General features: G+C 46.9%; 31 protein-coding genes and 1 other annotated feature (1 of these 32 cut by a window edge). Of the genes, 4 read left to right on the forward strand and 27 right to left on the reverse strand.

The features are described from left to right. Positions 1–84: 84 nt before the first annotated feature. The 3 genes from FZD51_RS02060 to FZD51_RS02070 form a co-directional block, all read right to left on the reverse strand. Complete coding sequence (locus FZD51_RS02060) at positions 85–849, reverse strand: Cof-type HAD-IIB family hydrolase (protein WP_148973220.1); 765 nt, start codon at positions 847–849, stop codon at positions 85–87. Between the two features lie 146 nt (positions 850–995). Beyond that, positions 996–1,931 carry an MBL fold metallo-hydrolase gene (locus FZD51_RS02065; protein ID WP_148973221.1) on the reverse strand — a complete coding sequence of 312 codons (936 nt, stop codon included), beginning with the start codon at positions 1,929–1,931 and terminating at the stop codon, positions 996–998. 126 nt (positions 1,932–2,057) lie between these two features. Further along, entirely contained in the window at positions 2,058–2,936 is an 879-nt protein-coding gene (locus FZD51_RS02070; RefSeq protein WP_148973222.1) for a MurR/RpiR family transcriptional regulator, read from the reverse strand. Between the two features lie 160 nt (positions 2,937–3,096). Between FZD51_RS02070 and FZD51_RS02075 the strand changes: the two genes are divergently transcribed. Continuing rightward, entirely contained in the window at positions 3,097–3,402 is a 306-nt protein-coding gene (locus tag FZD51_RS02075) for an antibiotic biosynthesis monooxygenase family protein (RefSeq protein WP_009795603.1), read from the forward strand. Positions 3,403–3,657: 255 nt separating this feature from the next. On the opposite strand, the gene FZD51_RS02080 is transcribed toward FZD51_RS02075, so the two are convergent. After that, positions 3,658–3,981, reverse strand: coding sequence for a MerR family transcriptional regulator (locus FZD51_RS02080; protein WP_009795602.1), 324 nt, complete (start codon positions 3,979–3,981; stop codon positions 3,658–3,660). Positions 3,982–4,171: 190 nt separating this feature from the next. Between FZD51_RS02080 and FZD51_RS02085 the strand changes: the two genes are divergently transcribed. Both FZD51_RS02085 and FZD51_RS26460 read left to right on the forward strand, forming a co-directional pair. Continuing rightward, a complete protein-coding gene (locus tag FZD51_RS02085) occupies positions 4,172–4,333 on the forward strand; it encodes a hypothetical protein (RefSeq protein WP_022544051.1) in 162 nt (53 codons plus the stop codon). Positions 4,334–4,349: 16 nt separating this feature from the next. Then, on the forward strand, positions 4,350–4,484 hold the full coding sequence (locus FZD51_RS26460; RefSeq protein WP_022544052.1) for a hypothetical protein: 135 nt from the start codon (positions 4,350–4,352) through the stop codon (positions 4,482–4,484). A gap of 145 nt (positions 4,485–4,629) precedes the next feature. On the opposite strand, the gene FZD51_RS02090 is transcribed toward FZD51_RS26460, so the two are convergent. From FZD51_RS02090 to FZD51_RS02140, 11 genes are all read right to left on the reverse strand, one after another. Then, a complete protein-coding gene (locus FZD51_RS02090) occupies positions 4,630–5,301 on the reverse strand; it encodes a GNAT family N-acetyltransferase (protein ID WP_148973223.1) in 672 nt (223 codons plus the stop codon). Positions 5,302–5,327: 26 nt separating this feature from the next. After that, complete coding sequence (locus FZD51_RS02095) at positions 5,328–6,002, reverse strand: GNAT family N-acetyltransferase (RefSeq protein WP_148973224.1); 675 nt, start codon at positions 6,000–6,002, stop codon at positions 5,328–5,330. 4 nt (positions 6,003–6,006) lie between these two features. Next, positions 6,007–6,882: a carbon-nitrogen hydrolase family protein gene (locus tag FZD51_RS02100; RefSeq protein WP_094768942.1), complete on the reverse strand. Its 876-nt coding sequence runs from the start codon at positions 6,880–6,882 to the stop codon at positions 6,007–6,009. A 241-nt stretch (positions 6,883–7,123) separates the two neighbouring features. Next, positions 7,124–8,839, reverse strand: a complete 1,716-nt coding sequence (locus FZD51_RS02105; RefSeq protein WP_148973225.1) for an ABC transporter ATP-binding protein — start codon at positions 8,837–8,839, stop codon at positions 7,124–7,126. An 83-nt stretch (positions 8,840–8,922) separates the two neighbouring features. Beyond that, positions 8,923–10,446 carry a M3 family metallopeptidase gene (locus FZD51_RS02110; protein ID WP_262380635.1) on the reverse strand — a complete coding sequence of 508 codons (1,524 nt, stop codon included), beginning with the start codon at positions 10,444–10,446 and terminating at the stop codon, positions 8,923–8,925. Positions 10,447–10,602: 156 nt separating this feature from the next. Next, positions 10,603–10,941: a nuclear transport factor 2 family protein gene (locus tag FZD51_RS02115; protein ID WP_148973226.1), complete on the reverse strand. Its 339-nt coding sequence runs from the start codon at positions 10,939–10,941 to the stop codon at positions 10,603–10,605. Positions 10,942–10,961: 20 nt separating this feature from the next. Continuing rightward, complete coding sequence (locus FZD51_RS02120) at positions 10,962–11,426, reverse strand: STAS domain-containing protein (RefSeq protein WP_148973227.1); 465 nt, start codon at positions 11,424–11,426, stop codon at positions 10,962–10,964. A gap of 42 nt (positions 11,427–11,468) precedes the next feature. Next, the gene (locus tag FZD51_RS02125) at positions 11,469–12,137 is read right to left on the reverse strand and encodes an SOS response-associated peptidase (protein WP_187445594.1); all 669 of its coding nucleotides are present in this window, start codon (positions 12,135–12,137) and stop codon (positions 11,469–11,471) included. A 465-nt stretch (positions 12,138–12,602) separates the two neighbouring features. Next, complete coding sequence (locus FZD51_RS02130) at positions 12,603–13,466, reverse strand: manganese catalase (protein ID WP_148973229.1); 864 nt, start codon at positions 13,464–13,466, stop codon at positions 12,603–12,605. A 150-nt stretch (positions 13,467–13,616) separates the two neighbouring features. Next, a complete protein-coding gene (gene cdaS / locus FZD51_RS02135; protein WP_148973230.1) occupies positions 13,617–14,216 on the reverse strand; it encodes a sporulation-specific diadenylate cyclase CdaS in 600 nt (199 codons plus the stop codon). A gap of 27 nt (positions 14,217–14,243) precedes the next feature. Next, a complete protein-coding gene (locus tag FZD51_RS02140; RefSeq protein ID WP_148973231.1) occupies positions 14,244–15,053 on the reverse strand; it encodes an MBL fold metallo-hydrolase in 810 nt (269 codons plus the stop codon). A 123-nt stretch (positions 15,054–15,176) separates the two neighbouring features. Between FZD51_RS02140 and FZD51_RS02145 the strand changes: the two genes are divergently transcribed. Next, positions 15,177–15,785 carry a methyltransferase domain-containing protein gene (locus FZD51_RS02145; protein ID WP_148973232.1) on the forward strand — a complete coding sequence of 203 codons (609 nt, stop codon included), beginning with the start codon at positions 15,177–15,179 and terminating at the stop codon, positions 15,783–15,785. A 122-nt stretch (positions 15,786–15,907) separates the two neighbouring features. Here the strand turns inward: FZD51_RS02145 and FZD51_RS02150 are convergent, their stop codons facing one another. From FZD51_RS02150 to trpE, 12 genes are all read right to left on the reverse strand, one after another. Continuing rightward, on the reverse strand, positions 15,908–16,915 hold the full coding sequence (locus tag FZD51_RS02150; protein WP_148973233.1) for a YeiH family protein: 1,008 nt from the start codon (positions 16,913–16,915) through the stop codon (positions 15,908–15,910). Positions 16,916–17,183: 268 nt separating this feature from the next. Beyond that, positions 17,184–18,179 (reverse strand): aliphatic sulfonate ABC transporter substrate-binding protein, encoded by a 996-nt coding sequence (locus FZD51_RS02155; protein ID WP_148973234.1) that lies wholly within the window; start codon positions 18,177–18,179, stop codon positions 17,184–17,186. An 11-nt stretch (positions 18,180–18,190) separates the two neighbouring features. Beyond that, positions 18,191–18,952, reverse strand: coding sequence for an ABC transporter permease (locus FZD51_RS02160; RefSeq protein WP_148973235.1), 762 nt, complete (start codon positions 18,950–18,952; stop codon positions 18,191–18,193). Continuing rightward, positions 18,936–19,724, reverse strand: coding sequence for an ABC transporter ATP-binding protein (locus tag FZD51_RS02165; RefSeq protein WP_148973236.1), 789 nt, complete (start codon positions 19,722–19,724; stop codon positions 18,936–18,938). The genes FZD51_RS02160 and FZD51_RS02165 overlap by 17 nt, the downstream gene beginning before the upstream one ends. Positions 19,725–20,010: 286 nt before the next feature. Next, complete coding sequence (locus tag FZD51_RS26010) at positions 20,011–20,178, reverse strand: hypothetical protein (RefSeq protein ID WP_187445595.1); 168 nt, start codon at positions 20,176–20,178, stop codon at positions 20,011–20,013. Positions 20,179–20,437: 259 nt separating this feature from the next. Further along, a complete protein-coding gene (gene trpA / locus FZD51_RS02170; protein WP_148973237.1) occupies positions 20,438–21,226 on the reverse strand; it encodes a tryptophan synthase subunit alpha in 789 nt (262 codons plus the stop codon). Further along, positions 21,219–22,427 (reverse strand): tryptophan synthase subunit beta, encoded by a 1,209-nt coding sequence (gene trpB / locus FZD51_RS02175; protein WP_148973238.1) that lies wholly within the window; start codon positions 22,425–22,427, stop codon positions 21,219–21,221. Before trpB ends, trpA begins: the two co-directional genes overlap by 8 nt. Then, positions 22,424–23,053 (reverse strand): phosphoribosylanthranilate isomerase, encoded by a 630-nt coding sequence (locus tag FZD51_RS02180; RefSeq protein WP_148973239.1) that lies wholly within the window; start codon positions 23,051–23,053, stop codon positions 22,424–22,426. Before FZD51_RS02180 ends, trpB begins: the two co-directional genes overlap by 4 nt. Then, a complete protein-coding gene (gene trpC / locus FZD51_RS02185; protein WP_148973240.1) occupies positions 23,050–23,838 on the reverse strand; it encodes an indole-3-glycerol phosphate synthase TrpC in 789 nt (262 codons plus the stop codon). The genes FZD51_RS02180 and trpC overlap by 4 nt, the downstream gene beginning before the upstream one ends. Further along, a complete protein-coding gene (gene trpD, locus FZD51_RS02190; RefSeq protein ID WP_148973241.1) occupies positions 23,838–24,863 on the reverse strand; it encodes an anthranilate phosphoribosyltransferase in 1,026 nt (341 codons plus the stop codon). Before trpD ends, trpC begins: the two co-directional genes overlap by 1 nt. Continuing rightward, positions 24,835–25,446, reverse strand: coding sequence for an anthranilate synthase component II (locus FZD51_RS02195; protein ID WP_148973242.1), 612 nt, complete (start codon positions 25,444–25,446; stop codon positions 24,835–24,837). Before FZD51_RS02195 ends, trpD begins: the two co-directional genes overlap by 29 nt. After that, positions 25,430–26,833 (reverse strand): anthranilate synthase component I, encoded by a 1,404-nt coding sequence (gene trpE, locus FZD51_RS02200; RefSeq protein WP_148973243.1) that lies wholly within the window; start codon positions 26,831–26,833, stop codon positions 25,430–25,432. The genes FZD51_RS02195 and trpE overlap by 17 nt, the downstream gene beginning before the upstream one ends. 73 nt (positions 26,834–26,906) lie before the next feature. Further along, positions 26,907–26,977 (reverse strand) — a binding site (T-box leader); it runs 177 nt beyond the window's last position.

The following is a 26,977-nucleotide window of genomic DNA, read 5'->3' on the forward strand; positions in this document are numbered from 1 at the left end:
GAAACTGAACGGTACCACATGATGTGTCCGCCTCAGATATCCCGGGCATTTTTAACAAAAAGAGTGCCTTATTTTTCAATTCAACTAGCTTAGCTGCTTTTTGAGGGCAAACTTTCTGATAGCTGCTGCTACTCCATCTTCAGTGTTGGCATCGGTCACTGCGTCGGCTACTTCCTTTACTGTATCCTGGGCATTTCCCATCGCCACACCCCAGCCGCATTCCCTGATCATTGAAATATCATTCAGGCTGTCCCCGACAGCCATCACCTGATCCATCGTTAAGCCAAGAAGTTCGCAGACCCTCTTAATGCCATTAGCCTTATTGACTCCCAGTGCATTGACTTCGATATTGGTCAGGGCGCTGTTCGTTATTTCCAGCTCTCCCCGTTCTGCCAATGTCTGCAGAACCGTTTCCCTTGCGGCATCATCCTCAATGTTAAAACCGAACTTCAGCCATTCGTTTGACAGCAGATCTTCCGGCATCTCATCTCGGAACACCTTCTCGCTGTTGACTGCCCAGAAGCCGGCTTTATGCTTCTTCGACAAATCCCACATCCAGCTGATCAGCTCTGCAGATACCGGATTCCTTTCCACGAGGCTGCCGTCCGGTCCCCATATCTCCCCTCCGTTGATTGTCACAAGATAGGAGTCAAGCTCCAGGGAATCGGCGTGATCCCTGCAGGTAAGCCTTGTCCTGCCAGTGCTTAACACCACTTTGATGCCTGCTTCAATGGCTTCCTTTACAGCTTTGCGGTTCCCATCCGATACTTCGCCTTTTTCATTCAATAATGTTCCGTCCATGTCCAATGCAATCAGTTTAATTTCTGGACTTTCTTCTCTGTTTTGCAACGCAGCTCAGTCCTCTCTCGAATTATGTCTATTTTATTATAATAAAAAAATGGCATGTCTATCCAATGATAGACTTCCCCCGCTCTTTTTTATCCTATATATTCTGCACCGGGAAGAAGCTCTGACAGCCAATTTTAGCATAAACTTTACAATTGCTCTCCAGGCCAGAATGTCCCGCCGAGCTTCAGGGTCTTTAGCTGTTCCTTAGGCAAGGCAAGCCTGTCCCATTCTTTTTCAAGCCTCTCCAATGCTTCAGGCCCTGTATCATCAGCAAGGCGGTATGCACCATAATGCATGGGAATGAACCGCTCTCCTTTAAGCTCAAGAAAGGCTTTTACTGCATCCTCGGGATTGATATGGGAAACAGACATAAACCATTCGGGTTCATACGCCCCTATCGGCATCAGGACAATATCAAGCTTGTGCTTTTCCGCTATATCCTTGAATCCCCTGAAATAGCCCGTATCCCCAGCAAAATAAACTGATTGTTCATCTTCAGCATTCTCTATGATCCAGCCTCCCCAGTGGGAAGTATTGGTGTCATTCAGGCCCCGCCTTGTCCAATGCTGCGCAGGGACAAAGGTAAGCTTAAGGGTGCCCGCTTCAAAACTGTCCCACCAGCTGGCCTCTTGGATATTCTTATAGCCGCGCTTGGTAAAAGCCCCCTTTAAGCCTGCCGGCACATAAAAAGCCGGATTACCCGGAAGTTTTTTAATAGCAGGGAAATCAAGATGATCATAGTGGCCATGAGATATCAGGACCACATCAATGGGAGGCAGAGAAGTGATGGGAAGGCCAGGCTCAGTCAGCCTCCTTTGCACCCCCATCCTTAAAGCCCACACAGGGTCAGTGATCATATTCAATCCGCCCATCTGTACAAGAAAGGTCGAATGCCCTATCCAAGTCACTGACATGGACTCCCTGTTTTCCTTAAGCTTCTCTGCTTCCTTCTCTTCAGCCTGAGGAATCTGCACTTTTAAATCCTTCTTATTCCTCCGCCTCTCCCTCGACCAGCGCAGCATATCCCTGAACCCATGCTCGTTTTTCACACCATCATAATTTTCGTACCTGGATCCTTTCATCCGTTTACCTTCCTTAACCGCCATATATGGCTTTGATTCTTATATTTTACTAGGGAGGCTGGGAAGCGGCAAAAGATTGCACTTTTCTCTAATGTAAAAAGGACCGGGCAGATCACCCGGTCCAAACTACTTCAAATGCTTCGACTTAACATTCTCCCGCAGAAAATCGATGGCACTCCTCGTTTCATCCAGATAGGCAACGCTTTCATCATACTGTCTGGAAGCGGCGCACATGAAAAGAATATCAATAACATGAAGCTGTGCGATCCTCGAGGAAGTTGCACCGCTCCTGAATGTTGGCTCTTTCGTGGAAGATGTGAACAGCCTGATATCCGCTTGATCTGAAACGAGGGAGCTTCCGTACTTTGTAAGAGAAATTGTTACAGCGCCCCGCTTATTGGCAAGCTCTAATATTTTTGCGACCTCAAACGTCTTGCCTGAGAAAGATATCCCGAACACCACATCATCGGGCTTAACATTCGCGACCAGTGTGGCAGTCATATGGATGTCAGCAAAGGCTGTAGCATGCTTATTGATGCGGAGGAATTTCTGCTGGGCGTCCTGGGCAATGATGCTGGAGGCGCCTACCCCAAAGAAATGCACCGTCTCCGCCTTCTGGATGGCTTCGACAGCTTTGGAAAGCTCTTCTGTGCTCAGCAGATCGGCAGTTTCCCTGATTGTCTGGATGCTGTTGCTCGACATTTTCTCAATGATGGAATGCTGTGATTCATTCGGCTCAATATCACGGAACCCTGGGTGGTGGGTCTTTTGAAGATCACCGGCAATCCTAAGCTTCAATTCCTGATAGCCTTTCAGCCCAAGCGATTTGCAGAGCCTGATTACGGCCGCACTGCTTGTGGAGCTCCGCTTGCCCAGTTCACTGGCTGTCAATGCGATCGCTTCCTTTGGATTTTCCAGGATGAAGGATGCTATTTTTTTCTCTGAAGGAGGCAGCTTTCCCAGCATTTCGGAAAGCATGACAAGCCCGCCATTGATAAAAGACATGGAATACCTCACTTGCGATATATTTATTATTTATATTATAACGCCTTTTCCCTGTTCAATCATTTTTGAGCAGTGCAGAAGGTGAAAGTTGCTTTGCTGCTTCATTGTAAGCAGGGCTCCCCTATGTTATGATAGACAAAAAAGTGTTGGAGTGCTTAATTTGTATATTGTCCATTCTACCTTTACCGTGCCGGCCGAAAAGGCTGCAGAGGTAATAGAAATCTACCATAACCGTTCACGGAAAGTCGATCAGTCCGAAGGCTTCAAAAAATTCCTTCTGCTCCAGAACAGCAAACGACCAGGTGACATTACTGTCCATATGGAATGGGATACGAAGGAAAGCTATTTAAATTGGGTAAAAAGCGCCCAATTCAAGGAAATCCATGATCTTGAAAAGAAATACCCAGACCAGGAACTCGCCTCTGTCATTCCAAAGGTAACTCAATTCGAGGTTGTTGGAGACTAGCATATCATTTTATCAGACTACTAAATGCCCGGGACCCCCGCTCCAGTATTGAGCGGGGGTCCTTTTTGCACGCATGTCTGGCCATTTGCTTTATACAGGACCCAAAAACTCCCCCATAAAGGAGAACTCTATTTATTATTTTTCACCAGCCTAATCGTCTTTATCACGGTCATGCTTGAAGCATAGGCAGGATGTGTGGATAGGACGCCGTTTGGGATGAATTCGTGTTGTAATTTCTTAGGCCGTGAACAACTATTATTTCCGGCGGATCCCAAAGCGGGCATTGATCTGCCCTTTTAGCATCTGCTCGCGGAGTTTCTCATCTTTGGTATTATTTTTTTTCAGATAATCGCTCCTGATTTCGTCTGTTCTGACCCCTTCTTCTCTTTTGTTCGCAATATCAATGAGCTGTTCAACATCTGAGAAGGAATATTTCCTGCTCCCCTTTTCAGTTCTTTCGGGAAAAATGAGGCTTCTTTCTTCATAATATCTAATCTGCCTTTCACTCAATCCTGTCAGCTCACTTACCACCCCAATGGAAATGACTTTTCTGTTCTTGTACGAAGGTTCTTCTTTCACACACTCACCCCGATGCCTTTATCTTTGTTCCATTATATATATGCAGAAACAGATTTTCACAGAGTTATGTAAGAAAATCTGACATTAATTAACCCATTTATGAAAAAACAGGAAGATTTTCTTACAAAGCAAATGAAATTTCTCCTGTTTTTTTCTACACTATAAAAAACGAAAGAAAGGATGAGGGCCGGTGCCATTTCTTCGCGAGGCTGTTGAGAAAAAGAAGAAGTATTTCATTCAGTTGCTCGTTAAAGGCGGTTTGCTCGATTCTTATGTAAAATCATTGACGCTGACAGAACTTGAGGGAGAATATAAGAAACTGCAAAGAGAAAAGGGTCTGGACAAAAGTTGAACCGGAGGGGAAATTGATGGAAAGAGAAGCAGCCGAACTTGCGAAGAAAATCATAGAACTGGATCTGCTCCGTGATGAGATCTGGGAAGTGCTCGCCGAACTTGCAGGTGAACGTGCCCATGAATTGCTCCGAATGGCTCAGAACAGCTGAGGAAACCTAGTATCTGATTGAAAATGGATGTTGAGGTAAGTGCAGAAATCTTTTTGGAAGTGGTATAGGAGTGGTATAGGTGCCTGTCACCAGCAATTGAAAAAAGCCCGCTGCCGCGGGCTTTCTCTATTTTTTAGTGCTGCTTTTACAATGGCTGCAGTTCGATTGTTTCTTTATTCTTCAATCCTTCAACCATTGCGAGCCATTCGGCAGGCTTGTTGGAAAGGACGCTGTAATAAGTTTCAAGAAAATCTGCAGCAAGGGCTGCAGGTATTTCCTGCGTTTCTTCATTTGCCGGCATGAAGCATAGGTCAAGACCTTTCACCGCTTCACCGTCATTCTTCCATGATGGGTGTACATATTCAAAACTCAGACGTCTGTAGCCCAGATGTGAGAGCACTTCCCGGCGGACAAACGGATTCATCGCCTTCACTCCGCCAAACTCATGGCTGCCGGCCTGATAAGGGTCATAAATTTCTGCAAACATCCCAAAAAGCTCTTTGCCATTTTCCCTTGCAAGCCCTTCAAGGTCTTTCTGCCTGTTAACTGCAAGAAAGCGCCCGATGCTCAGGCCCGGCTTGCCGATGATGGTAAAATCAGTCATGGCGATATTCCAGTCAGGATAATAGCGGTATTCTGTTGCGCCTACGGCTTCGCCGTCTTCAAGGGCAATAAACACCCTGATGCCGGGATCCTCGAGCGGTTCTTTCCACAATTCATATTCCAGCACCTCTTCCGGAGGGAAAACGTCCTTCATTAAATTATGCATCTTGACAAATAATGGATCCTCAATGCTTGTAATGCGGATATACTCCATCTGACACACACTCCAAAAATAGTTTATTAATTCTCCTGTTTAAAAGGATTTCTCCATTCCATCAGGCAGGCATAATTCAAGGACTCCCCGTCCTCCAGGTAACCGGACACCAGAGCAATCGGGACCCGCCCGCATCCCAGGAGAAATGAAAGGACCGGGTCCTTCAGTTCTCCTGCTGTAACCTTCCGGACATATTCTTCAGGGCTCATGAGCGCTGCATGCTTAATATAGCCCGGCATGCGCCCTCCCCCAAGCAGCCGCTCCAGCCCAAGGCCAATGACCGTATGATACATAGCCTGCATCAGAATCTTGCCCAGGCCGAGCTTACGGTATTTTGGCCGGATGCTGATATCCACGATATATAAAGTATTTCCATTCGGGTCATGATTGCGGATATACCCTCCGTCTGTCACTTCTTCCCATGTGTGGGAAGGTGAAGAAGGGTCGAACTGCACGAGAAGCCCTGTCATTGAGCCGGCAAGCTCGCCATCAACCTCTATGCAGAGCGCACCTTCCGGAAAGAGAGAAACATGGTTTTCCAGCTGTTCCCTGTTCCACCACAGTTCTTCTGGAAAAGGAGGCGGAAAGCATTCCGCCTGGACACTGATCAGCTCAGGAAAATCTTTTCTTTGATAGTTCCTGACTGCCGCCTGCAGCATCTTTTCACCATCTCGAACATAGAAACGGCTTTCGTATTCCATACTCTCAGCCTTCTATCCCGGTATTTTCCCAGTCTGTATACAGGTCACTGCGCCTGTCGCGCCAGGTTGTCACTGAACCTCTTTCCCTCACTTCATAAAGCAGGCTCAAATCAAGGTCAGCAGTTACGATCATGTCATTATTAAGCTCGCCTTCAGCCATGATACCCTTAGGCGGAAACGGAATATCATTAGGCGTCAGCACTGCGGCCTGCCCGAAGTTGGCGCGCATGAAGTCAACTGTAGGAAGAGATCCGACAGTGCCAGTCACAACTACATATACCTGGTTTTCAATCGCCCTTGCATGGCTGGTATAGCGGACACGGTGGAAGCCATGGCGGTCATCTGTGCAGGAAGGACAGAAAATCACATCCGCACCTTTCGCTTTCGCCATCCTGACGATTTCAGGAAACTCAATATCATAGCAGGTAAGGACTGCAATGCGCCCTTTATCTGTATCAAAGACACTGAGGCCGTCTCCCTGGGACATATTCCATTCATGTACCTCTGTCGGTGTAATATGGAGCTTTGCCTGCTCCCCTATCCTGCCGTCCGGATAGAACAGGTGGGCCACATTGTATAATTTTCCATTTCGGCTGACAACATGGGTGCCTCCGATGATATGCATCCCTGTTTCAATTGCGAAACGGGAAAACAGCTCCCTGTATTGATCCGTAAACCCTGGGAGTTCATTGATGGTCAGCCTTGTTCCCTGCTCACTCCCGATTGACAGAAGCTGCGTTGTGAAGAACTCTGGAAACAGGACGAACTCTGATCCATATTCCTGTGCTGTTTTTATATAATGTTCACACTGGTCAGCAAAGTCCTGGAATGAACGAATAGTATGCAGGTGATATTGAACTGCAGAAACTCTTAATTTCATAAAAAAAACCCCCTAAAAATTGATGGGCCAGCCTATCATGCACTATCTTTTTGATTATGGAATATTTTTTGCTTTTTAACAAGTACTCACTTTGAAGTAAGTTGGTTACTTCCCTGTAACTATCCTTCTTCAGCACCGGTTAAGGGCATTTGGCCTGCTGCAGAAAGAAAGCACGGATAATATAGAAAACGAAAAAGAAGCAGCCGGCTATGCGCTTGGCTGCTTCTTTTCTATGAACTGATTACTGCTGGTACTGAACCTGATAAAGGCCGGCGAAAATGCCGCCTTTCGCAAGCAGTTCATCATGCCCTCCCTGCTCTGCGATCCCGTCTTCTGTCACAACAACGATCCGGTCTGCATTGCGGATGGTTGCCAGACGGTGTGCAATCACGAGCGTCGTCCGATTTTGTGCAAGCTCCGAAAGGGCTTTTTGAATGATCATTTCCGTTTCGGTATCAAGGGCCGACGTGGCTTCATCAAGAATAAGGATCGGCGGATTCTTCAGGAACATCCTTGCAATCGCAATCCTTTGCTTTTGCCCGCCGGATAATTTAAGTCCCCTTTCTCCGATCTGGGTTTCATAACCGTCAGGCAGGGAATGGATAAATCCTTCCAGGTGGGCACGCTTGGCGGCTGCACGGATCTGTTCCTCGGTTGCATCGAGCATTCCATAAGCAATATTCTCTTTTAGGGTTCCCGTGAAGAGGAATACATCCTGCTGGACGATTCCGATCTGCTTCCGCAATGATGATTGGGTCATATCGCGGATATCCATGCCGTCGATAGTGATGCTTCCTCCATTCACATCATAAAATCTCGGAATCAGCGAGCAAATGGTTGTTTTTCCCGCTCCTGAAGGCCCGACAAAAGCCACCGTCTCCCCTGCTCTAATGGTAAGGTCGATGCCTTTCAGCACCTGTTTGCTGTCATCATAGCTGAATGACACATTGTCCAGTGCGATATTCCCCTTAAGGGAGGCTACTTCAATAGCGTCAGGAGCATCCTTTATTTCCGGTTCTGTATCCAGGAGTTCCATGAAGCGCTTGAATCCTGCCATCCCTTTTGGATAAAGCTCCATCAGTGCACTGATTTTATCAATCGGTTTGAAAAGGACATTCACATACAGAACGAATCCAACGAGCTCACCGTATGAGAGCTTGCCGGTGTAGCTGAGCCATGCTCCGAGAACAAGGACGATAAGCACCATCATCCTTGTCATCATATAAATGCCTGATGAGCTGTAGGACATGATCTTATATGCCGCAAGCTTTGCTTTCCGGAATTTGCGGTTGTTGACGGAGAAGCGGGAGATTTCAAAGTCTTCATTGGTGAATGACTGGACAACGCGGACTCCGGAAACACTGTCCTCTACCCTGGCATTGACATCAGCTATGTCGCTGTACATCTGCTTCCACGCTCTGTTCATCCTGATATTGCAGAAAGTGATCAGCCATACGAGGAAAGGAACGATCAGGATCGTTACCAGAGCAAGCTTCACATTGATGGTCAGCATGATCCAGAAAGCCCCGACAAAGGTCATGATGGCAATGAACAGATCCTCCGGCCCATGATGGGCAAGCTCGCCGATATCGAACAGATCATTGGTTATCCGGCTCATGATATGCCCTGTTTTGGTGTTGTCAAAAAATCGGAAAGACTGCCTTTGGACATGTGTGAACAGCTGATGCCGCATATCTGTTTCAATGTTGATGCCCAGCTTATGGCCCCAGTAGTTGACGATATACTGCAGAAAAGTGCTCATTATATATAATGCCAGCAGCCCTGCGCTGACTGATACAATCATCGACCAGTTGCCGCTTGGCAGGAGCTTATCGATAAACCATTGTACAGCAAGGGGGAAGGCGAGCTCCAGAAGGGCGACTATGACCGCCGAACTGAAATCGAGCGTAAATAGTTTTTTATGAGGTATATAATATGAAAAAAAGCGCTTTAGCATCTTTCTCTTTCTCCTTTTCGTGGTGCATCTTCAAATACAGCTGCGGAGCAGGGTCTGCCGGCCACGCAGCATTGCGGAACGTGTTATGATTGCATGAATGTCAGAGAAAACTCTTCCCCGCTTATCTTCCTGAACAAATCCCCGAATTTCAGGCTGCCGGACGGCCTGATAACCTCATTCAGAAGGAAACTTCCGAAAGCTTCTGGCTCTTCAAGCAGGCCTGTTCCATGCTTCTTTTCGAAAACCTGCTTGAGCATTTCGCAAGTTACATCACCCATAAAGTAATTATGAAGATAAATTGGATGGGTAGTGTAATGGATCGTGAAAGCCCAGGGAGGCTCCTCCCCGTACGGTTCCTCCTGCAGCACTTCTTTGTGATTCCTCCAATAAAGCTGGTAAACATCATCCAGTGAAGAAGCTTCATTAAGGTAAAAGCTGTGGTCAAAAAAGATACGGCTGATGGCGCGCAGCGAGTTTGTCTTCCGGTATTCCTTCAGCTTCGAAAATTGCTCTGCCGCACCTTCTGAGCCGCTGAAAAAGCTCCCGGAAAACTGCGGGCTGTAAAGAAATCCCTGAAACAGGTTCGCAATCCCTTCACTGATGATCCCGCTCACGCCTGTATTCATGATCAATTCCTCCGGATCCAGCAGGAAGGAATGGACAGCATGGCCTGTTTCATGGAGAAGCACACCATACTCATGGAATTTATTTTTCACATTGGCCAGTATCCTTGAATCTTTTGCTGTTTCAATAGGGAAGTTATAGCCCCATTCCGATTTGTTTTTTCTCGGAAAAATATCATACGTAATATTATAGCCGCTAATATCAAAGCCGAATAGAGAAAACAGCTTATTGATATTCCCGAAATAATTGGACATATCCACTTCCTGATTCAGCAGAGGGGCAATCTTTGCATCGATATACTGCTCATCCCAGGGCATGATTCTGTCTTCATGGAGGAACTGCTCTGCAAAACCGCCCCTCGCCTTGTCCATGGCAGGCAGGGACTGATGGAGCTCAGGGAGCCAATTGCTGAAGAGATTTTCATCCAATTCATTCATCTCAAGCTGATGTGCTATGTAATTGGCTGATCCATATTCTTTGGCATACGATTTCCTCAGGCTGATAAGATCGAGGAATCCTGCATCAATCATAGGCTGATTGATCTGATTTTTGGCAAAGAAAGCCTCCCTTCTCCTGTTCTTATTCTCATCCCGGCTCATTACCTGGCCAAGTTCAACAGAGGAAACCTCCTTGCCCTGAAAGGTGTATCGAAACTGGTTCAACAGCTTGGACAGGTCACTGACCTTCCCCTGGATTTCCTCATCCAGTTCATTCAGTGACTGTGACAAATGGTAAGGTTTAAATAGATTGTCAACCAGCTGCAGTTTTCTTTTGTTCAGAGGGTCCTTCTCTGTTTCCAGTGCTTCCCTCACCAATTCATAGCTTTTCTCATTCTTCAGCAGGCTGGTTATTTTTTGGTACTGGTCTTTTAGGCCGAAATCGTATCCGCCTGTATATTGTGTCCAAAGGAGACGCCCGTACTGTGTCTGTGCATCATGCACTTCCCTGTATATTTCTTCAATCTTTTCCATATGCTGTCCCAAGCTGATTCCCCCATTTTTTATTTCTATAATCGAAATACATTGAATCTATTATATAAAAAGAATATTCTGCCAGCAAGAAGGATTTTGCTGCCTTGAGCTTTTATTGTGCCTTTTCACAGGAAAAGCAGCGTGGTTCCACGCCGCTTTACATGGTGATCATAAAACAAACCATACCTTTTTGATCCTGCCAGCTTCCGCCTCGTATATGGCAACTGCTTCTGTTTCTTCTCCGCTTGCCCTTCCCTTTACGCTCTCATGATCGATGCAGATGCTCCCTTTTATCGTTCTGGATAAAAGAACCGCCTTCTGCTGGGGATTGCTGTCAAACAATCTCTTATACACTTTGCGCATTTCTTCTTTTCCTGCATAAAGCAGTTCCTGTGAAGGAAAGCTGCGGATTTCAACATCTTCACTATACACTTCAAGGAATTCTTCTAGATTCTGGCGATTATAGGCACCAAGCTGCCTTTCTGCTAATTGCTCCACTAAAGCCATCCTTACTCCCCCATTTTTTATCAGTTATCAGATGCTGAGAAGGAAAGTCCCTTTTTCTTCATCAGATATTTCAGAGCTGCCTGGAAATCAGAAAAAGTTTCTGCCTGAAGATTGATGCCGGTCAGGACAACCTCTCGGATAAGAACCGGAGAAAGTCCGACAAAGTAAGGTTCTACCCCCATGAGGCGCACCGACTTTGTCAGCTGATCGATTTCAATGCCCAGCTCTGACAGGCCCATCTGCTCGATCCGGTCGATTGTAATATCCGTGAAATCGATAATAGCCGTTTCCACTTCATTTTTCTGGATATACCGCATGATTTTCCCCCTGATTTTCTCGAACCTTTCAGCAACCAGCAGACCTGTTATCGGAACAAGAATTGTACTGGGAATGATGGATGGAATGATCGGTGCAGACATCAGCGAGATTACTTCTTCATATTCCTTTACCTTTTCTTCAAGCATTCTTATGTATTCTTTCGTCATTGTTACTCTTCACCAATCCTCTATTTATTTATAGTTGCACTCTTATTGGCTGTTGAGCGGCGAGATCAGCTCAGCCAGCTCATTCTTGGGTGAATTCACAAGCGTTGATACCGGATAAGATTCCATTTCCCCCGCAGGATACGGTACAAGAAGTTCTTTGAGTTTCCCAAGGTCTGTTTCTCTGTGATTCAGCCATGTATCATAATCACTGCTTTTCAGGATGACAGGCATCCGGTCATGAACTTCTTCTGTTACGCTGTTAGGTTCGGTTGTAATAATCGTGCAGGAGAAAACAGGTGCATCCGGCCCCTCCCATCTTTCCCACAGCCCGGCAAAGGCAAAAGGCTTGCCCTCCTTCAAAATGAAACGGTAAGGCTGCTTCCCGTCCGCCGTTTTTTTCCATTCGTAAAATCCATCAGCCAGAATCAGGCAGCGCCTTTGTTTAAATGCATCCCTGAAGCTTGGTTTGCTTTCAATCCCTTCTGAACGGGCATTGATCATTTTATAGCCGATTTTCGGATCCTTTGCCCAGAATGGTATAAGCCCCCATCGCAATTCAGCAGCTTTCCTTCCGCCTTTTCCAGCAGCTACTGCCAGGATATTCTGGCTTGGAGCAATATTGTATCTTGGTGTTATTTCCCCTTCGAAGGAAAAATTGAATTGTGACTGAAGCTCATGTATTCCTTCTGTTAAAGTAAACCTGCCGCACAAAAAGATCATCCCGCTTTCTGTCTGGATTTCCTTCTGCCCAGGAAACCTGTTCAAGGGCAAGCAAAAGCAGCGGAGGAAGATCCCCCGCTGAAAAGGAAGGTGTTAATGGGTACTAGTGGTTAGTGGTTACTGTATCATATGCTCGTATGCTTTGTCCGTATAGACAGGTTGTCTGGTTTATATGCACATTTTTAATGTGCAGCTAATCTCTATTTAAACAGATTTAAGACAGTTAGTCCTAATATTTTGTTTATAAGACTGCCAAATATTTAAAAATAGCCCTTTCCTGGCCTCTTGGACATTTGGCAGTATCGATCGGGGTTGCAAAGAGTCTCTCTATCATACCTGTGTTATGTAAGTCCTTCTCAGTAAAGCATCTTGCTTTACTGAGAAGGACCATTATTTATATTGAGGCATTGGGCCTTATTCTAATCGCATCAAACTCCGAAGATTCTCCTGTGTCCCTCAGCACATGCTTGGGGGAATATTCGCTGGATTCGCTTTAAGCGCAGCCGGCGGTGTGTCGTGTATATATGGAGGTGCCGGCTTCAGCTTCGGCGCCTTGCCAAACGGCTGCGGGTTTTCCACATAATTAAAGGTTCCCTGGCAATCCATGCTGACACCCTGCGCCCAGCGGCCTTCAGCGCTCTGATTTCCTTGGGAGAAATTAAACAGCGTATAGCTGACCTGCCGCTTTTCCAATTCTTTCGGGAAAGAAACAGGAACGACGATTCCGCCTTCAGCAGCTTCTAATTCCTTAATAGCTGCTATCCATTGGTTCTGGTGCATCGTATCCCTGGCAATCAGGAATGACAGCATATCCTTTACGCCTCTGTCATTTGTTGTCTCATACAGCCTTACAGCCTGAAGACGTCCCTGCGACTCCGCATTCAGGTTGGCCCTGAAATCGGCGAGGAGATTTCCGCTGGCAGCAATATATTTCGCTGTCCAGCGATTTCCTACACTGTCAGCCGGCATTGCCCCCAATCCTGATACAATGGCATGCTGAGGATTCATCCCTCCGAGGATCGCTCCGATTATAGGATCTTTAGCGGCATCTTCCAGGTCGCCGACAGGAGCATTATCAAGCAGGCGGGCAATCATTGTCGCAAGCATTTCGATATGAGCAAGCTCTTCCGTACCTGTGTCCATCAGCAGATCCTTATACTTCCCATTACCTCTTGTATTCCATCCCTGGAATAGGTATTGAAGCGCAACTGAAATTTCGCCGAACTGCCCGCCCAGGATTTCCTGAAGCTTTTTCGCGAATATAGGGTCTGGCCGATCCGGCTTTGCCTGATACTGAAGCTCTTTAATATGATAAAACATACATACCCTCCTCAAATTCCCTCTATATATCTGGAATTGTAAATTCCGTGATATCAGCCCTTATATATTTATGGAATAATCAGCCAATATTGCACGTACAATGTTAATTACCCATCAAAATGGGCTGAAAAAAACTGACCCCTATTGGAATCAGTTTTTAATACTGTATAATTTTCCTTTCACCGAGAAGGAAATCCGGCCGGTTTCCTCAGAAACAACAATGACCAGTGCGTCTGTCTGTGCAGACAGCCCCATGGCAGCACGGTGCCTCGTTCCGACCTTCTTGCCTTGAAGCTCCGTGTCCGCCACAGGAAGGATATTGCCTGCTGAAATGATCTTATCCTTTCCGATCAGCATCGCGCCGTCATGAAGCGGGTTGCCCGGATAGAAAATCGTTTCAATCAAGATCGGGCTTACATGAGCCGTAACCGGGACGCCATTATGGAGGAATGCTGCCAGCGATTCTTCCCGCTGCACGACAATAAGGGCCCCGTGCCTCTTCTCTGACAGCCTTTGGGCAGCAAGCGAAATGCTGGCATACTCTTTGCTGAACGGAGAGAGAAAGGTCTGGAGATAATAGGTTGAAGCCAGGTTCTGGGCGTCTGCAACGAGCTTTTGCAGCTTTTCGAACTCCGTCAGTATACAGCAGTCCAGCTCTTCCATCGTAGTCTCGACCGTGCCCAGCTGTCCTTCTATATCGCGGAAATAGCGGGCAAGGTCACTTCTATAATGCTTTTCGCTGTATTTCACGCTATCCTCCCTTTTAACAGTTCTTTGTTAATGGACATATTTCCCCTGCTTAGGCACCACAAAAGTTTCATGACCTTTTGTAAGCTTTTCCAGGCCTTCTGTCAGCTCTTGTCCATAAAATGGCTGACCGTGTCCTGTTATTGCCGCTTTTGGATTAAGAGCAGCCAGCTTGCGGATCGATTGTCCTGCGGTGTCCCAATCAGGTGTAAAATATGCCGGCGGCCCATGTATCTCCTTAGCCTGGCTCATAACAGCCATCAGTGACTCCTGCTTAACAGTAATAAAGGCATCGCCGGCAAGCAGAACACCGTCGTCATCCCGGAAAAAAGATACATGCCCGGGAGTATGGCCCGGGGTATGTATCCACCTCCATCCCGGGAGACCGGGCAGGGAAGCATCCTCAGGGAGTTCTTTAGCGCTCTCCCCGATATCGATCGCCCTCCTGGGATATAAAGGAGATATCAGGGCCATTAATCCTCTCCCGACAGCAGGGTCTGCCGGCGGAAAGGTTCCTTTTCCTGTCAGATACGGAAGCTCAGCTCTGTGTGCATAGACGGGAACATCCCATTTAGAAAGTATCGCCCTCAACCCGCCTATATGATCAAAATGAGCGTGTGTCATCAGGACGGCAAGAGGCCTGGATTCCCTCCCGAACATCTTCTCTGCAAACCTGATGATGAAACCGCCGGATAAAGGCACGCCTGCATCGACAAGAATCCAATCTTTCCCTTTAGGGCCCAGCCCGGTTATAAAACTGATATTCGCAATTGCCGTTCTATAAACGTATACATTTTCTGCAACCCTGTGTTTTTCGACATATGTTTTTTGCTGTTCCATTTCGTGCCTCCTACTGAAGAATTATTCTTACTATCCCCGTTTTTTTGTTTTTTTTCGATAGAAAGGTTTAACAGGCAGCCGGATGTGGTTTATATAAAAATATTCTTTCTAGAGGTGAACCCCATGTTCAATATACTCGCAAGACAATTTGAAAACCCTAAGGGGATGCTCGGCAAGCTGGCAGGCAAAATTATGTACAGCGAAAACCGGACCATCAACAGCTGGACGGCCAAAAAGCTTAATATAAAGAACAAGGACCGCATCCTTGAAGTCGGATACGGTCCCGGTTATTGCATAAAATATATTATGAACCGATGCCGCTGTGTCTATATCGATGGAGTTGATCTCTCACCGGACATGGCAGCATCTGCGGAAAAAAGAAATAAAGAATGGATAGAAGAAGGAAGGGTCAGGCTGTTTACAGGAGATATACACAGCCTTGCATCAGACCTCGGCACCTATCATAAAATTGTTTCAATAAACAATTATCCCCTTTGGACAAAACCAAGGGAAACCCTGGGCATGCTTTACGAAATTACCGAAGCCGGCGGAGAAATTGCCATAACTGTACAGCCGCGCGAGAAAGATGCTGACACCCTTATTACAAAAAATCTGGCAAAAATCATTGAAGCAGATCTGGCCTCTGCAGGCTATGAAGAAATACAGGCATCCTTTAAGGATGTGCAGCCGGTACTGGCTGTATGTGTGACCGCCAAAAAGGGCAGGCAATAAAAACGGCAGAAATCAATAGCCATGGCTGCGCTTTATAGGACTTCGATGGCTAGAATTAGCATACTGAAAAAATGGAGCTCCTTCAGTGAAGGGCTCCATTTTTTCATTTCTTATATTTAGAATCACAGAATCAGCCAATAGACCAGCCCAAAGCTGATGAGCGATACCGCAGCCGATGCAAATAGTCCTGTAAGCAGCGGCAATACACCGAGTTTGGCAAACTGTTTAAGGTCAGTCTGCAGGCCGACAGCTCCCATGACCATTATAATGACAAACTTTGAGACAGGGCTCAGAAAATCCTGGACTGCCGCTGGAAATGCTCCGAATGAATTCAGGATGCTGACAACTAGAAACCAGACGATGAACCAGGGAAAGGCTTTTTTGAAAGAACCCGCCCGATTGCTTTTATCTGCAGAACCCATCAGAAAAGGAAGGATGAGGATCAGCGGCAGAAGGAATAAGGTCCTTCCAAGCTTGACCGTAGTCGCAACATCTCCTGCTTCATTTCCATAAACATAGCCGACTGCGATTGCTGAGGAGGTATCGTGGACTGCCGTACCTGCCCATATTCCGAAAGCCTGAGCGTTCATATGGAAAAAATGGCCGATAATCGGATATAGAAAAAAGGCAATCAGGTTGAAAAAAACGATTGTCGAGATGGCGTAGGCTGTTTCATCGTCCTTTGCCCCCAGAAGACCTTTCACAGCTGATATCGCCGTTGCTCCGCAAATGCTTGCCCCCACCCCGATCAATAGTGATAAGGTCTTACCAAGCTTCAGAAAATGCCCGAACCAAAGTGTAAGAAGTATGCCTGAGCAAACAGATACAAAAATAATGAGCAGGGATTGTCTCCCAATTTCAAAAATATCAAAAATATTCAGCCCGGCCCCGAGCAATACGACTGCGGCTTTAAGAAGCCTTTTGACCGTCAGTGTAAGCCCCTGTTCAAAAACCGGGTTTATGCCCGCTGTGTTGCGAATGGCAGCCCCTATCAGGATGGCAAATAATATTCCGCCGACCAAAGGGAAAATGCCGCCCAGAAATTTTGCTGCTGCTGCAATCACAATTGCCAAAATAACCCCTGGCAGCCATTTAGGAAGCCTGGCGGCCGCTTGCTGTAGCCGTTCCATCTTTTTCTCACTACTCCCTGATGATAAGGCAAATTTATAGCTTCTATAAAACTGCTCTTCTCTTATTTTGTTAAAATCCACAAATAATCTTAACATAAAAGGCCTTTTAGTAAAATCTGCGGGAATAGCAAGAAAATTCCGATAAAAAAAACATCAGGCCCTAAAGCCTGATGCTCCTTTGATAGGTAGATATTTTTCTGTATTTCCAGTTTACTTCGTCCATATTCAAATCGCGTCTTTGGAGCTCGATAATAGCCCTCAGCTTTTCTTAGTTGATAAATTCCTTATCAATGAAGTCGGAGAAATCAGGTTTTTCTTTCAGGAATTTCAATGCATAGGAAGAATCAGCAAATGCCTGGACAGTTTCCTCATCCACTTCATAAGTAAAGCCGATTCGTTCCCAGGCTCTGTCTACAACTGACTTTTCCAGCTCCTGGCCTGTTACTTCTTTAATATCCTTAATTGTGATTTCCTTAGCCTGCTCAGGATTCTCAGTGATATATTTCACAGCATCCTTGTGGGCTTCGACAATTTTTTGGATAACTTCAGGATTGTCTTTAACAGCTTTGCCTGATGTCACCATGACAGACGCTGGCAGGGTTTCGCCAAAAGCGACTTCATCCCAGCCGATGACAACATTTGCATCGGTTTCTTCTTCGATTACTGCTGCCCATGGTTCAGGGGCAACCGCTACATCAATTTTGCCTGCTTTCAGCATATTGGCATATTGTGCCGGATTTCCAGTCAGGTGTTTCATTGTTCCTCCAATCCTTTCGGATGTGATGCCGGATTCTTCCAGGTATGTTTCGTACTGAACATCATGTGTACATCCGACTGCAGGCGTAATATATGTTTTCCCCGCAAAATCAGCTGCTGTCTTGATGCCGCTGTCTTTACTTGCCAGAACGACCGTTCCGCCTGTAGAAGCTCCGGCAATCAGCTTAACGTCTGCGCCGGTAGAATAATTATTCATCGCAGGGCCGGGACCGACCAGACCTGCATCCAAATCACCTGTTTTGAGCGCAGTCATGAACTGGCCGCCATCGGCAAAAGTCTTATATTCAATCGTTGTGCCGTCGCCAAGGCGCTTCTGGAAGAAGCCCTGGTCCTTTGCAACCATCGCCGGCACATGGTTGATATTCGGGAAGTAGCCGATAACGATTTTTTCTTTTGAGCCTGAGCCGTTTTCTGAGGATCCGCAGCCTGAGAGGATTCCTGCAGCGGTCAATAATGATGCCATGAAGATAAAGGCTTTCTTTTTCATTTTATTTCCCCCTATTTATTATTTTCAAGTCCCCATCTTTCAAGGACCGATTTTTCAATACGCTGGAAAATCAGCTGGTCCACAATGGAACCAATGACACCGATGATGATCATGACGGCAATTACGAGGCTCATGTCTCCGAAATCAGAAGCATATCGCAGCGTATACCCGAGTCCCGGACCCGTGCTGAGCAGTTCCCCTGCCATCAGTGCACGCCATGCAAATGCCCATGCAAGCCTTGCCCCTGTCACTACATAAGGGATTGAGGCTGGGAAGATGACCCTTGTGAACAAGTCAATCCCATTGGAACCCATGGTTTGTGCAGCTCTTATGAACAGCGGTGATACATTCTTGATTCCCACCCTCATATTCAGAGTCATGACAAATGTGCCGCCAAGGATTACAACGAAAATAACAGACACTTCATTCATGCCGAACCACATGATCGCCAGCGGAAGCCAGACGATACTCGGTACGCTCTGGAGGGCAAGAATGACCGTGCCCAGTGTTTCGTCAGCCGTCTTTGATTTGGCAAGCAGAATCCCGAGGGCCGAGCCCAGCACTAAACTGATGCCAAGGCCAATGAGCAGTCTCCTGAAGCTTGCGGCAAGATCATACAGAAGCGTTTTATCGCCGATTCCTGTAACGAGTGATTGGAACACATCTGTCGGCGATGGAAGGATGGTCGGCAGCCAAAGGCCCAGCCTTGAGCCAAGCTCCCATAAGCCAATGACGATGGCAAAGAAGATGATTCGTTTAATTGCTGGTTTCATTGGCTAATTCCTCGCTTACGACTTTATCGATTTCCTTCTTGAGATAGCTCATAATATGATCTTCTATTTCAAGCATTTCCTTCTTATATTGGTCTCTCGGCCGGGGGAGATCCACCTTGATGTCCTGGAGGATCGTTCCCGGCTTGGTGCCCATCACTATGATGCGGTCAGAGAGCTTAATAGATTCAGAGATGCTGTGGGTCACAAAGAGGATCGTTTTCTTAGTCTCCATCCAGATCTTTTCAAGCTGCTGGTGAAGCCTTGACCTTGTTTGCTCATCAAGGGCCCCAAAGGGTTCATCCATGAGGAGGATCTCAGGGTTCATGGCAAGGGCGCGCGCAATTGAAACCCTTTGCTGCATGCCGCCCGACAGCTCATGCGGATAATGGCCGGGATATTTGCCGAGCTGAACCATCTGCAGATATCTGAGGGCTGTCTCCTTTGCCGCACTCTTTGACATTTCCTTTTTCAACGGGAATGTCACATTTTCCAGTACATTCAGCCATGGAAATAATGCGGCCTGCTGGAAAACCATCCCCCTGTCCTTGCCCGGCTTTGTCACCTTCTGCTGATCGATCATCACACTGCCGCTCGTTGCTGAGGTAAGGCCTGCCACAATATTCAGCAGTGTTGACTTGCCACAGCCGGATGGGCCAAGGATCGATATAAACTGGCCTTTTTCAATGCTAAGGTTTATATCCTTCAGCACATCTGCAGGGATGCCGTTTTTATCAAAATACTGTTTATTTACAGATTGAACATCAATAAACACAGAAAACCACCTATTCTAAGAAATCTTATTATAATACTCGGATATAGTATGTAATTATAATGTATTCACCGGGCATGTCAAGCTTTCTAAGTTAATTTCAAAACAGGGATAAATTGATGATTTATACAAAGGAAGGCAGGGGATTTCACACGCTGGGCTGGTAATAAGAATTAGCTCGCAGGAAGTTCAAAAATGTGGAGAAAACAGAATATCACAGCCCCAATCACATGCGTTTTCGTAACGAAAAAGGCACTGGGAATGAATAAACTAAAATTAGGTTCCTTGCTCATGGAGATTTATAGAGGGAGAAATTCCTTTTAATTGATTCTAAAACGTGAAAGAAGACAGTTTTTCTTTGCTTAGAGGGAAAAACTGCCCTTATTTTCAGCAAAACTGCTTCTAATATGTATTTAAGGGTAAAATCTCCCCTTATTTTTATATCACTGACTTTCACTATTCAGCTTCCCATCTGTTGTATTTTCTAAGGGTAAATCTAGTCATATAGTTCTTGGGGCAGTTTGAAATCACTTCCCAACCAGCAAAAAAAAAGCACCCTAAATTGCACGATGGCAATATTATTGTCAAAGTGTTATTTGGGGTGCTTATGCTATGCTATTCTAGTATTGCTCTCTTATCCATTTGTTTTATATGCTGAAAGATATGCTGACTCCACCAAAACAGAACTGTTTGCCTTAATCGGGAGAGGCATTTCCTTATGGCTGAAAGGCATTTTCCTTTTTGGATGCTTTAATGAGCTTCTCGATTTCTTCCAGATGATTTTCTTCAAAAAGCTGTACGATTTTGCTTCCGACGATGACACCGTCGCAAATTTGGTTCATAGCCTTGACATGTCCGGGGGTCGAGATGCCGAAGCCAGCGAGCACCGGCAGCCGGCTCACATCCTTTACCTTCTGCAGATGCTCCTGAAGCTCTCCGGAAAAGTCCCTCCTTACGCCCGTTGTCCCTTTGACTGTGACCGCATATAAAAAGCCATTCCCTTTTTCCGAAATTTGCTGTATCCGCTCAATCGGGCTTGTCAATGTAGCAAGCCTGATGATTTCAAGGCCGTCCCTTTCTGCATGGGGTGCAATCAGATCTTCTTCTTCAGGAGGGAGATCTGGAAGGATCAGGCCGTCTACACCAGCTTTGCTTGCTTCCATTGTAAACCGTTCGATTCCATAAGCCATGACAGGATTTACATAAGTCATGATAATGATAGGGATATGGACGATCGGCCTGATCGTTTTCAAGGTTTCAAGGACTGTTTTAAGCGTAGTCCCTTCTTTCAGCGAGCGGATTCCCGCCTTTTCGATGACCGGGCCGTCCGCTACCGGATCCGAAAAGGGAATGCCCACTTCTACAGCTGTGGCACCGCATTTTTCAAGAAAGGTGATTTTGTCCCCCAGTGTGGCAAGCCCGCCATCCCCTGCCATTATATAAGGGATAAAGGCCTTTTCCTCTTTTTCTTTCAAAAGGCGGAACACTTTTTCGATTCTATTCATCCTTCTTCCCTCCTAATCTGGCTTTCACCGTTTCTACGTCCTTGTCCCCCCGCCCTGACAGGCAGACGGCAATTCCTTCATTATTCTTCATCGTCCCTGCAAGCTTTAAGGCAAAAGCTACAGCATGGGCGCTTTCGAGTGCCGGAATGATTCCTTCAAGCCTGCACAAGAGCTTAAGGGCTTCAAGAGCTTCCTCATCTGTGATAGATTCATAGACTGCCCTGCCAGTATCCTTAAGATAGCTGTGCTCAGGGCCCACTCCCGGATAATCGAGGCCTGCCGAGATGGAATGTGCTTCCTGGATCTGTCCGTCCTCATCCTGCAGGAGATACATAAGTGCGCCGTGGAGGACTCCCGGCTTGCCTTTGGTCAATGATGCCGCATGGTTTCCGGTATCTACACCAAGACCGGCTGCTTCCACACCATACATGCGGACACTCTCGTCTTTTATGAAAGGATAGAACATCCCCATGGAATTGCTTCCCCCGCCGATGCAGGCTACAACTGCATCCGGGAGTTTTCCTTCTTTTTCAAGATACTGCTGCTTCGTTTCTGCCCCGATCACGCTTTGAAAGTCCCTTACGATCATCGGGAATGGATGCGGCCCCATTACCGAGCCGAGTATATAGTGTGTGTCAGATACATTGGCAACCCAGTAGCGCAGCGCTTCATTGACAGCATCTTTCAGTGTGCTGCTGCCTGAGCTGACACCCACGACCTTCGCTCCGAGAAGTTCCATCCTGAAAACATTCAGAGCCTGCCTTCTGATATCCTCTTCCCCCATATAAATGACGCATTCAAGATTCAGCAGGGCACAGACGGTTGCAGTGGCTACGCCATGCTGCCCTGCCCCTGTTTCTGCAACGATTTTCTTCTTCCCCATGCGGACTGCCAATAAAGCCTGGCCGATCGTATTATTGATTTTATGAGCGCCGGTATGGTTTAAATCCTCCCTTTTCAGGAAAATCTTTGCCCCTCCTGCATGCTTCGTCAGGTTTTCAGCAAAATAAAGCGGCGTCTCCCGGCCAACATAGTCTTTCAGGAGACTGTTCAGTTCCTTTGTAAAGCTTTCATCCTGGAGTGCTTTTTTATATTCTTCCTCCAGCTCTGTAACTGCCTGCATTAATGTTTCAGGCACATATCTTCCTCCGTATATGCCGAAATGACCTTTTTCATCTGGCATCGTATACACTGCTGTCATATTGCTTCCTCCTCATTTTTAAGCGCATTTTTTGCTTCTGATATAAATTCCGCGATCAGGGCAGGATCCTTTTTTCCGTCCTTTTCTACGCCGCTGCTGACGTCGGCCATAAAAGGCGCTGCCTTACGGATTGCTTCTGCTGCATTTTCCGGATTCAAGCCGCCTGCAAGGATTATTTTTTTTCCGTCAAAATCCCTGCCTTCAAGAATACTCCAGTCAAAGACGATTCCGTTCCCGCCCCTGTATTTTCCTTTTGGGCTGTCCAGAAGGATATACTCACAAGGATATTCAGCAATACGTCCAAGGTCTTCCTCGCCTTGTACACTCAGGGCTTTAATGACTGGCAAGCCGATTTCCGCACAGAATTCCGGAGTCTCATCACCATGAAGCTGGACCATATCCAATCCCGCAATTTCCGCCGTTTTTTCAATTACTTCTTTGGATTCATTAACAAAGACGCCAATCTTAAGGGGCTCGCCGGGAAGCTTTGCTATTATTCCGGCCGCTTCCTCGGGCGAAATGCGGCGCCTGCTTTCGGCAAAAACAAATCCTAATGCATCTGCCCCGCTATTGGCTGCATACAGCCCGTTCTCCAGATCAGTGATGCCGCAGATTTTCACCTTCATGGGATCCGCACCTCCTTTAAAGGAAGCTTCATGCCGCGGAGCGATGATTCAAGATCAGGTGCTTTCATGAAAGTTTCCCCGACAAGGATTCCACCTGCCCCTGCATAGGCGGCCCTTTTAGCATCCTCGATCGTTTTCATGCCGCTTTCGCTGATCAGAAATGCACCTGATTCTCTGATTGCCGGAGCGAGTCTTTCTGTGATAGAAAGATCCACATGGAATGTTCGGAGGTCCCGGTTGTTCACTCCGATCAGCCTGCTGCCTGCCTGCACCGCTCTTTCTGCTTCCCCCTCATTGTGAACCTCTACCAGTACCTCAAGATCCAAACTGGAAGCATAATGGTACAGCTCATTCAACTGCCCTTCCCCAAGAGCTGCTGCGATCAGGAGAATGATATCGGCCCCTGCACTTTTTGCTTTTGCAATCTGGATATTATCAATCATGAAGTCCTTGCAGAGAATCGGGACATCGACAGTGTCCCTGACTGCAGCCAGATCCTCAAAACTTCCTTTAAAAAAGGACGTATCAGTTAATACGGAAATAGCATCGGCCCCATATTCGATATATTTGGCAGCCTGTTCGGCCGGTGATGCATTCATGCTAATATCGCCTTTTGAAGGCGAAGCCCGCTTGAATTCGGCGATGATGCTTAAATGTTCGGCTGCTTCAAGCCTGGAAATGAATGACCTTTTTGTTGTTTCAGGGATTTCTGGCTGCCCTAGAGCCTTCAGCCTTTCAACTTCACGTTTTTTTTCTTCAATGATCTTATCTAAAATGGTTAGCATTATATCACCTCTTGTTTGAACTTTCTGCCAGCGTTAACCAGGAGTTCAAGCTTCTCCAGTGCCGCACCGCTGTCAATGCTTTCTCCGGCAAGCCTAATTCCCTCCTGGATGGTGTCTGCTTTTCCGCCGGCAAAAATGCCGATCCCGCTGTTCAGCAGCACAGTATCCCTGTAGGCCCCTTTTTCGCCGCTGAGCACTTTCCGCAGGATTGCCGCATTTTCCTTTGAGTCTCCGCCCCGTATTTCTTCATTATTATATGTGCCAAGCCCAGTCTCCTCAGGGAGGAGGATTTTCTCTGTGATAATCCCATTGTCCAGGATTGCCAAATGGTTCTCTCCCTGGAGGGAAGCTTCGTCCATGTATCCGGCTCCGTTCAATACAACCGCTCTTTTCCGCCCCAGTTCATTCAGTACTTCTGCAAACATGGAAAGCAAATCCCTCCTGTAGATTCCCAGAAGCTGTGAATCAAGCTCCATCGGATTGGTGAGCGGCCCGATCAGGTTGAAAATCGTCGGGATCCGTAAGTCCTTCCTCACCTTCATAATTCTCTTTATCTGAGGATGAACATGCGGTGCATAAAGAAAGGCGATGCCAATTTCCTGGAGGATTTCTTCAAGACGCTCCGGCGCCAGGTTCAGGTTGATCCCCAAGTGCTCCAGTACATCAGCGCTCCCTGTCTTACTGGACACGCTCCTGTTTCCATGCTTGGCAACAGGAATTCCCGCTCCTGCGATCACAAATGCACTGGTCGAGCTGATATTGAAGCTTTTTGATCCATCCCCGCCAGTCCCGCAATTGTCCAGGGCACCTGGTATTTTCCTTTCAAATCTAAGGCTCCTGCCCCTTAATCCTTTTACCAGCGCTGCGATTTCAGCAACCGTTTCTCCCTTTGTTTTCAGCCCGACCAGAAAAGCCGCAATTTCACTGTCTGTCACCTCTTCGGACAGCAAGTGGGCCATCGCCTCCATCATCTCTGATTCCGTCAGTTCCGTCCTTTCAGATATGCGTTCCAGTATGTGCCTCATAGCTATTCTCCTTTCTGATTTCCGCTAAAAAGTTTGCCAGCATCCTTTTACCGTTTATCGTCCCGACTGACTCTGGGTGAAATTGAAGGCCGAAGAGAGGGTAGTCTTCATGCTTGATGGCCATGATTTCCTGATCATCCATCGATCTTGCCAGCACCTTGAATTGTGCCGGGAGCGTTCCTGTCTGGATGACAAGTGAGTGATATCTCATGATATCGATGGGCTGCTCCATGTATTGAAATAAATAAGAGCCGGTATGCCTTAGCTTTGATGTTTTTCCGTGCATGATCCTGGAAGCCTTCTCGATACTGGCCCCGAATGCCTGGCCAATGGCCTGATGCCCCAGGCAAATCCCGAGGATCGGGATGCTGCTGCTGAATTCCCGGATCAGATCTATGCAAATGCCTGCCTTCTCAGGCCTGCCTGGCCCTGGTGACAGGACAATGGCTTCAGGATTTATCCCCCTGATTTCATCAAGGCTGATCTTGTCGTTGCGGACAACCTTTATTTCCTCGCCAAGCTCTCCCAAATACTGATACAGATTATACGTAAATGAATCGTAGTTATCAATTAATAAAATCATCTTGATCCTCCAAAAATGCCCTTAATTTATGAATGGTTTCTTCATACTCTTTTTCGGGCACCGAGTCATGTACGATGCCTGCCCCAGCCTGGATATAGGCCTTATTCCCCTTTATCAGCATTGTGCGGATTGCAAGCGCGAAGTCCATACTGCCTCCCGCAGAAAAATAGCCGATCGCCCCTGAATAAACACCCCGCTTGTATTCTTCCAGTTCATTGATGATTTCCATTGCCCGGATTTTCGGTGCACCCGATACTGTCCCTGCCGGCAGACAGGCAGCAAGCGAATCTGCGGGTGAATAGCCCGGCTTCAGCTTTCCGGAAACCTCAGAAACCAAATGGATGACATGCCTGAATTTCTCGGCTTGCATGTATTTCTCTATCTTTACTGAACCGAATTCGCAAACCCTGCCAAGGTCATTTCTGCCAAGGTCCAGGAGCATCCGGTGCTCAGCAAGCTCTTTTTCATCGCTCAATAGGTCGGCCGACAGCCTTTTATCTTCTTCCTCGTCCCTTCCCCTTGGCCTTGTTCCGGCAATGGGGTTCGTGGTTACTTTATCAGCATCTGCCTTGATCAGGCTTTCCGGAGATGCGCCGGCGACTGCATAATCCCCGAAATTCAGAAAATACATATATGGTGAAGGATTCTGAATACGGAGCCTGCGGTAGAACGAGAACGGGTCGCCTTCGATGTCTGCCTGCATGCGCTGTGACAGCACTACCTGGAAGATATCCCCCTGGATGATATACTCTTTGGCCTTCTTCACCTTTTCAACAAAAGACGCTTTCGTTTCTGAAGCCGAGTACCTTGATATCTTTATACCGCTGTCAGAAGGAACGGCGGAGCCTTCTTCTATTTCCTTTCTCCGTCCGGCAATCCTTAGCCTTAGGCTTTCTTCTGTCGTATCGGGTGACAGCGGGGTGCCGATCAGGTAAACTTTCTGTTCAGCATGGTCATAGACAGCCATGATTTCAAAGAACATCAGATGCACATCCGGGACTCCCAATTCATCTTCCGGGATACTTCCGATATCCTCATACTGCCTGATGCTGTCGTACCCGACATAGCCCACCGCTCCTCCTGTGAGGGGAAAGGGTGCCTGCATGGGTTTTTCAGGAAGCAGTTTTTTCACCATCTCAAGGGCGGGTTCTGCCAGTTCGGTTTCTTCTCCTCCCTTGATCAGAATGCTTTTGCCGCCATTCCCCTTTAATTCAAATACAGGATCTGCACCGATAAACGAATATCTTCCTGAGCGCTCATGCTTCAGCGAACTTTCAAGCAGGAATTTTTTTTCCCCGCTGATCCGCTGATAAATGCTGATGGGCGTCAGTATGTCTCCTTCCAGTTCTTCAATAATCATGCCTGATACTGCCTCTGCTCTGCTCATGTTCTTTCCTCCTATGCTTTTCTCGGCTCGGCTCCTATAAAAAAAGTCCCCTATACGCACAGGTATTGTGCATATAGAGGACGATATTCCGGACCGCGGTGCCACCTCTGGTTAGAGCAAGAAATGCTCTCTCTTTTCGGGTGC

The organism is Bacillus infantis, assembly GCF_008180445.1.
Taxonomy (GTDB): Bacteria; Bacillota; Bacilli; order Bacillales; family Cytobacillaceae; genus Bacillus_AB; species Bacillus_AB infantis_B.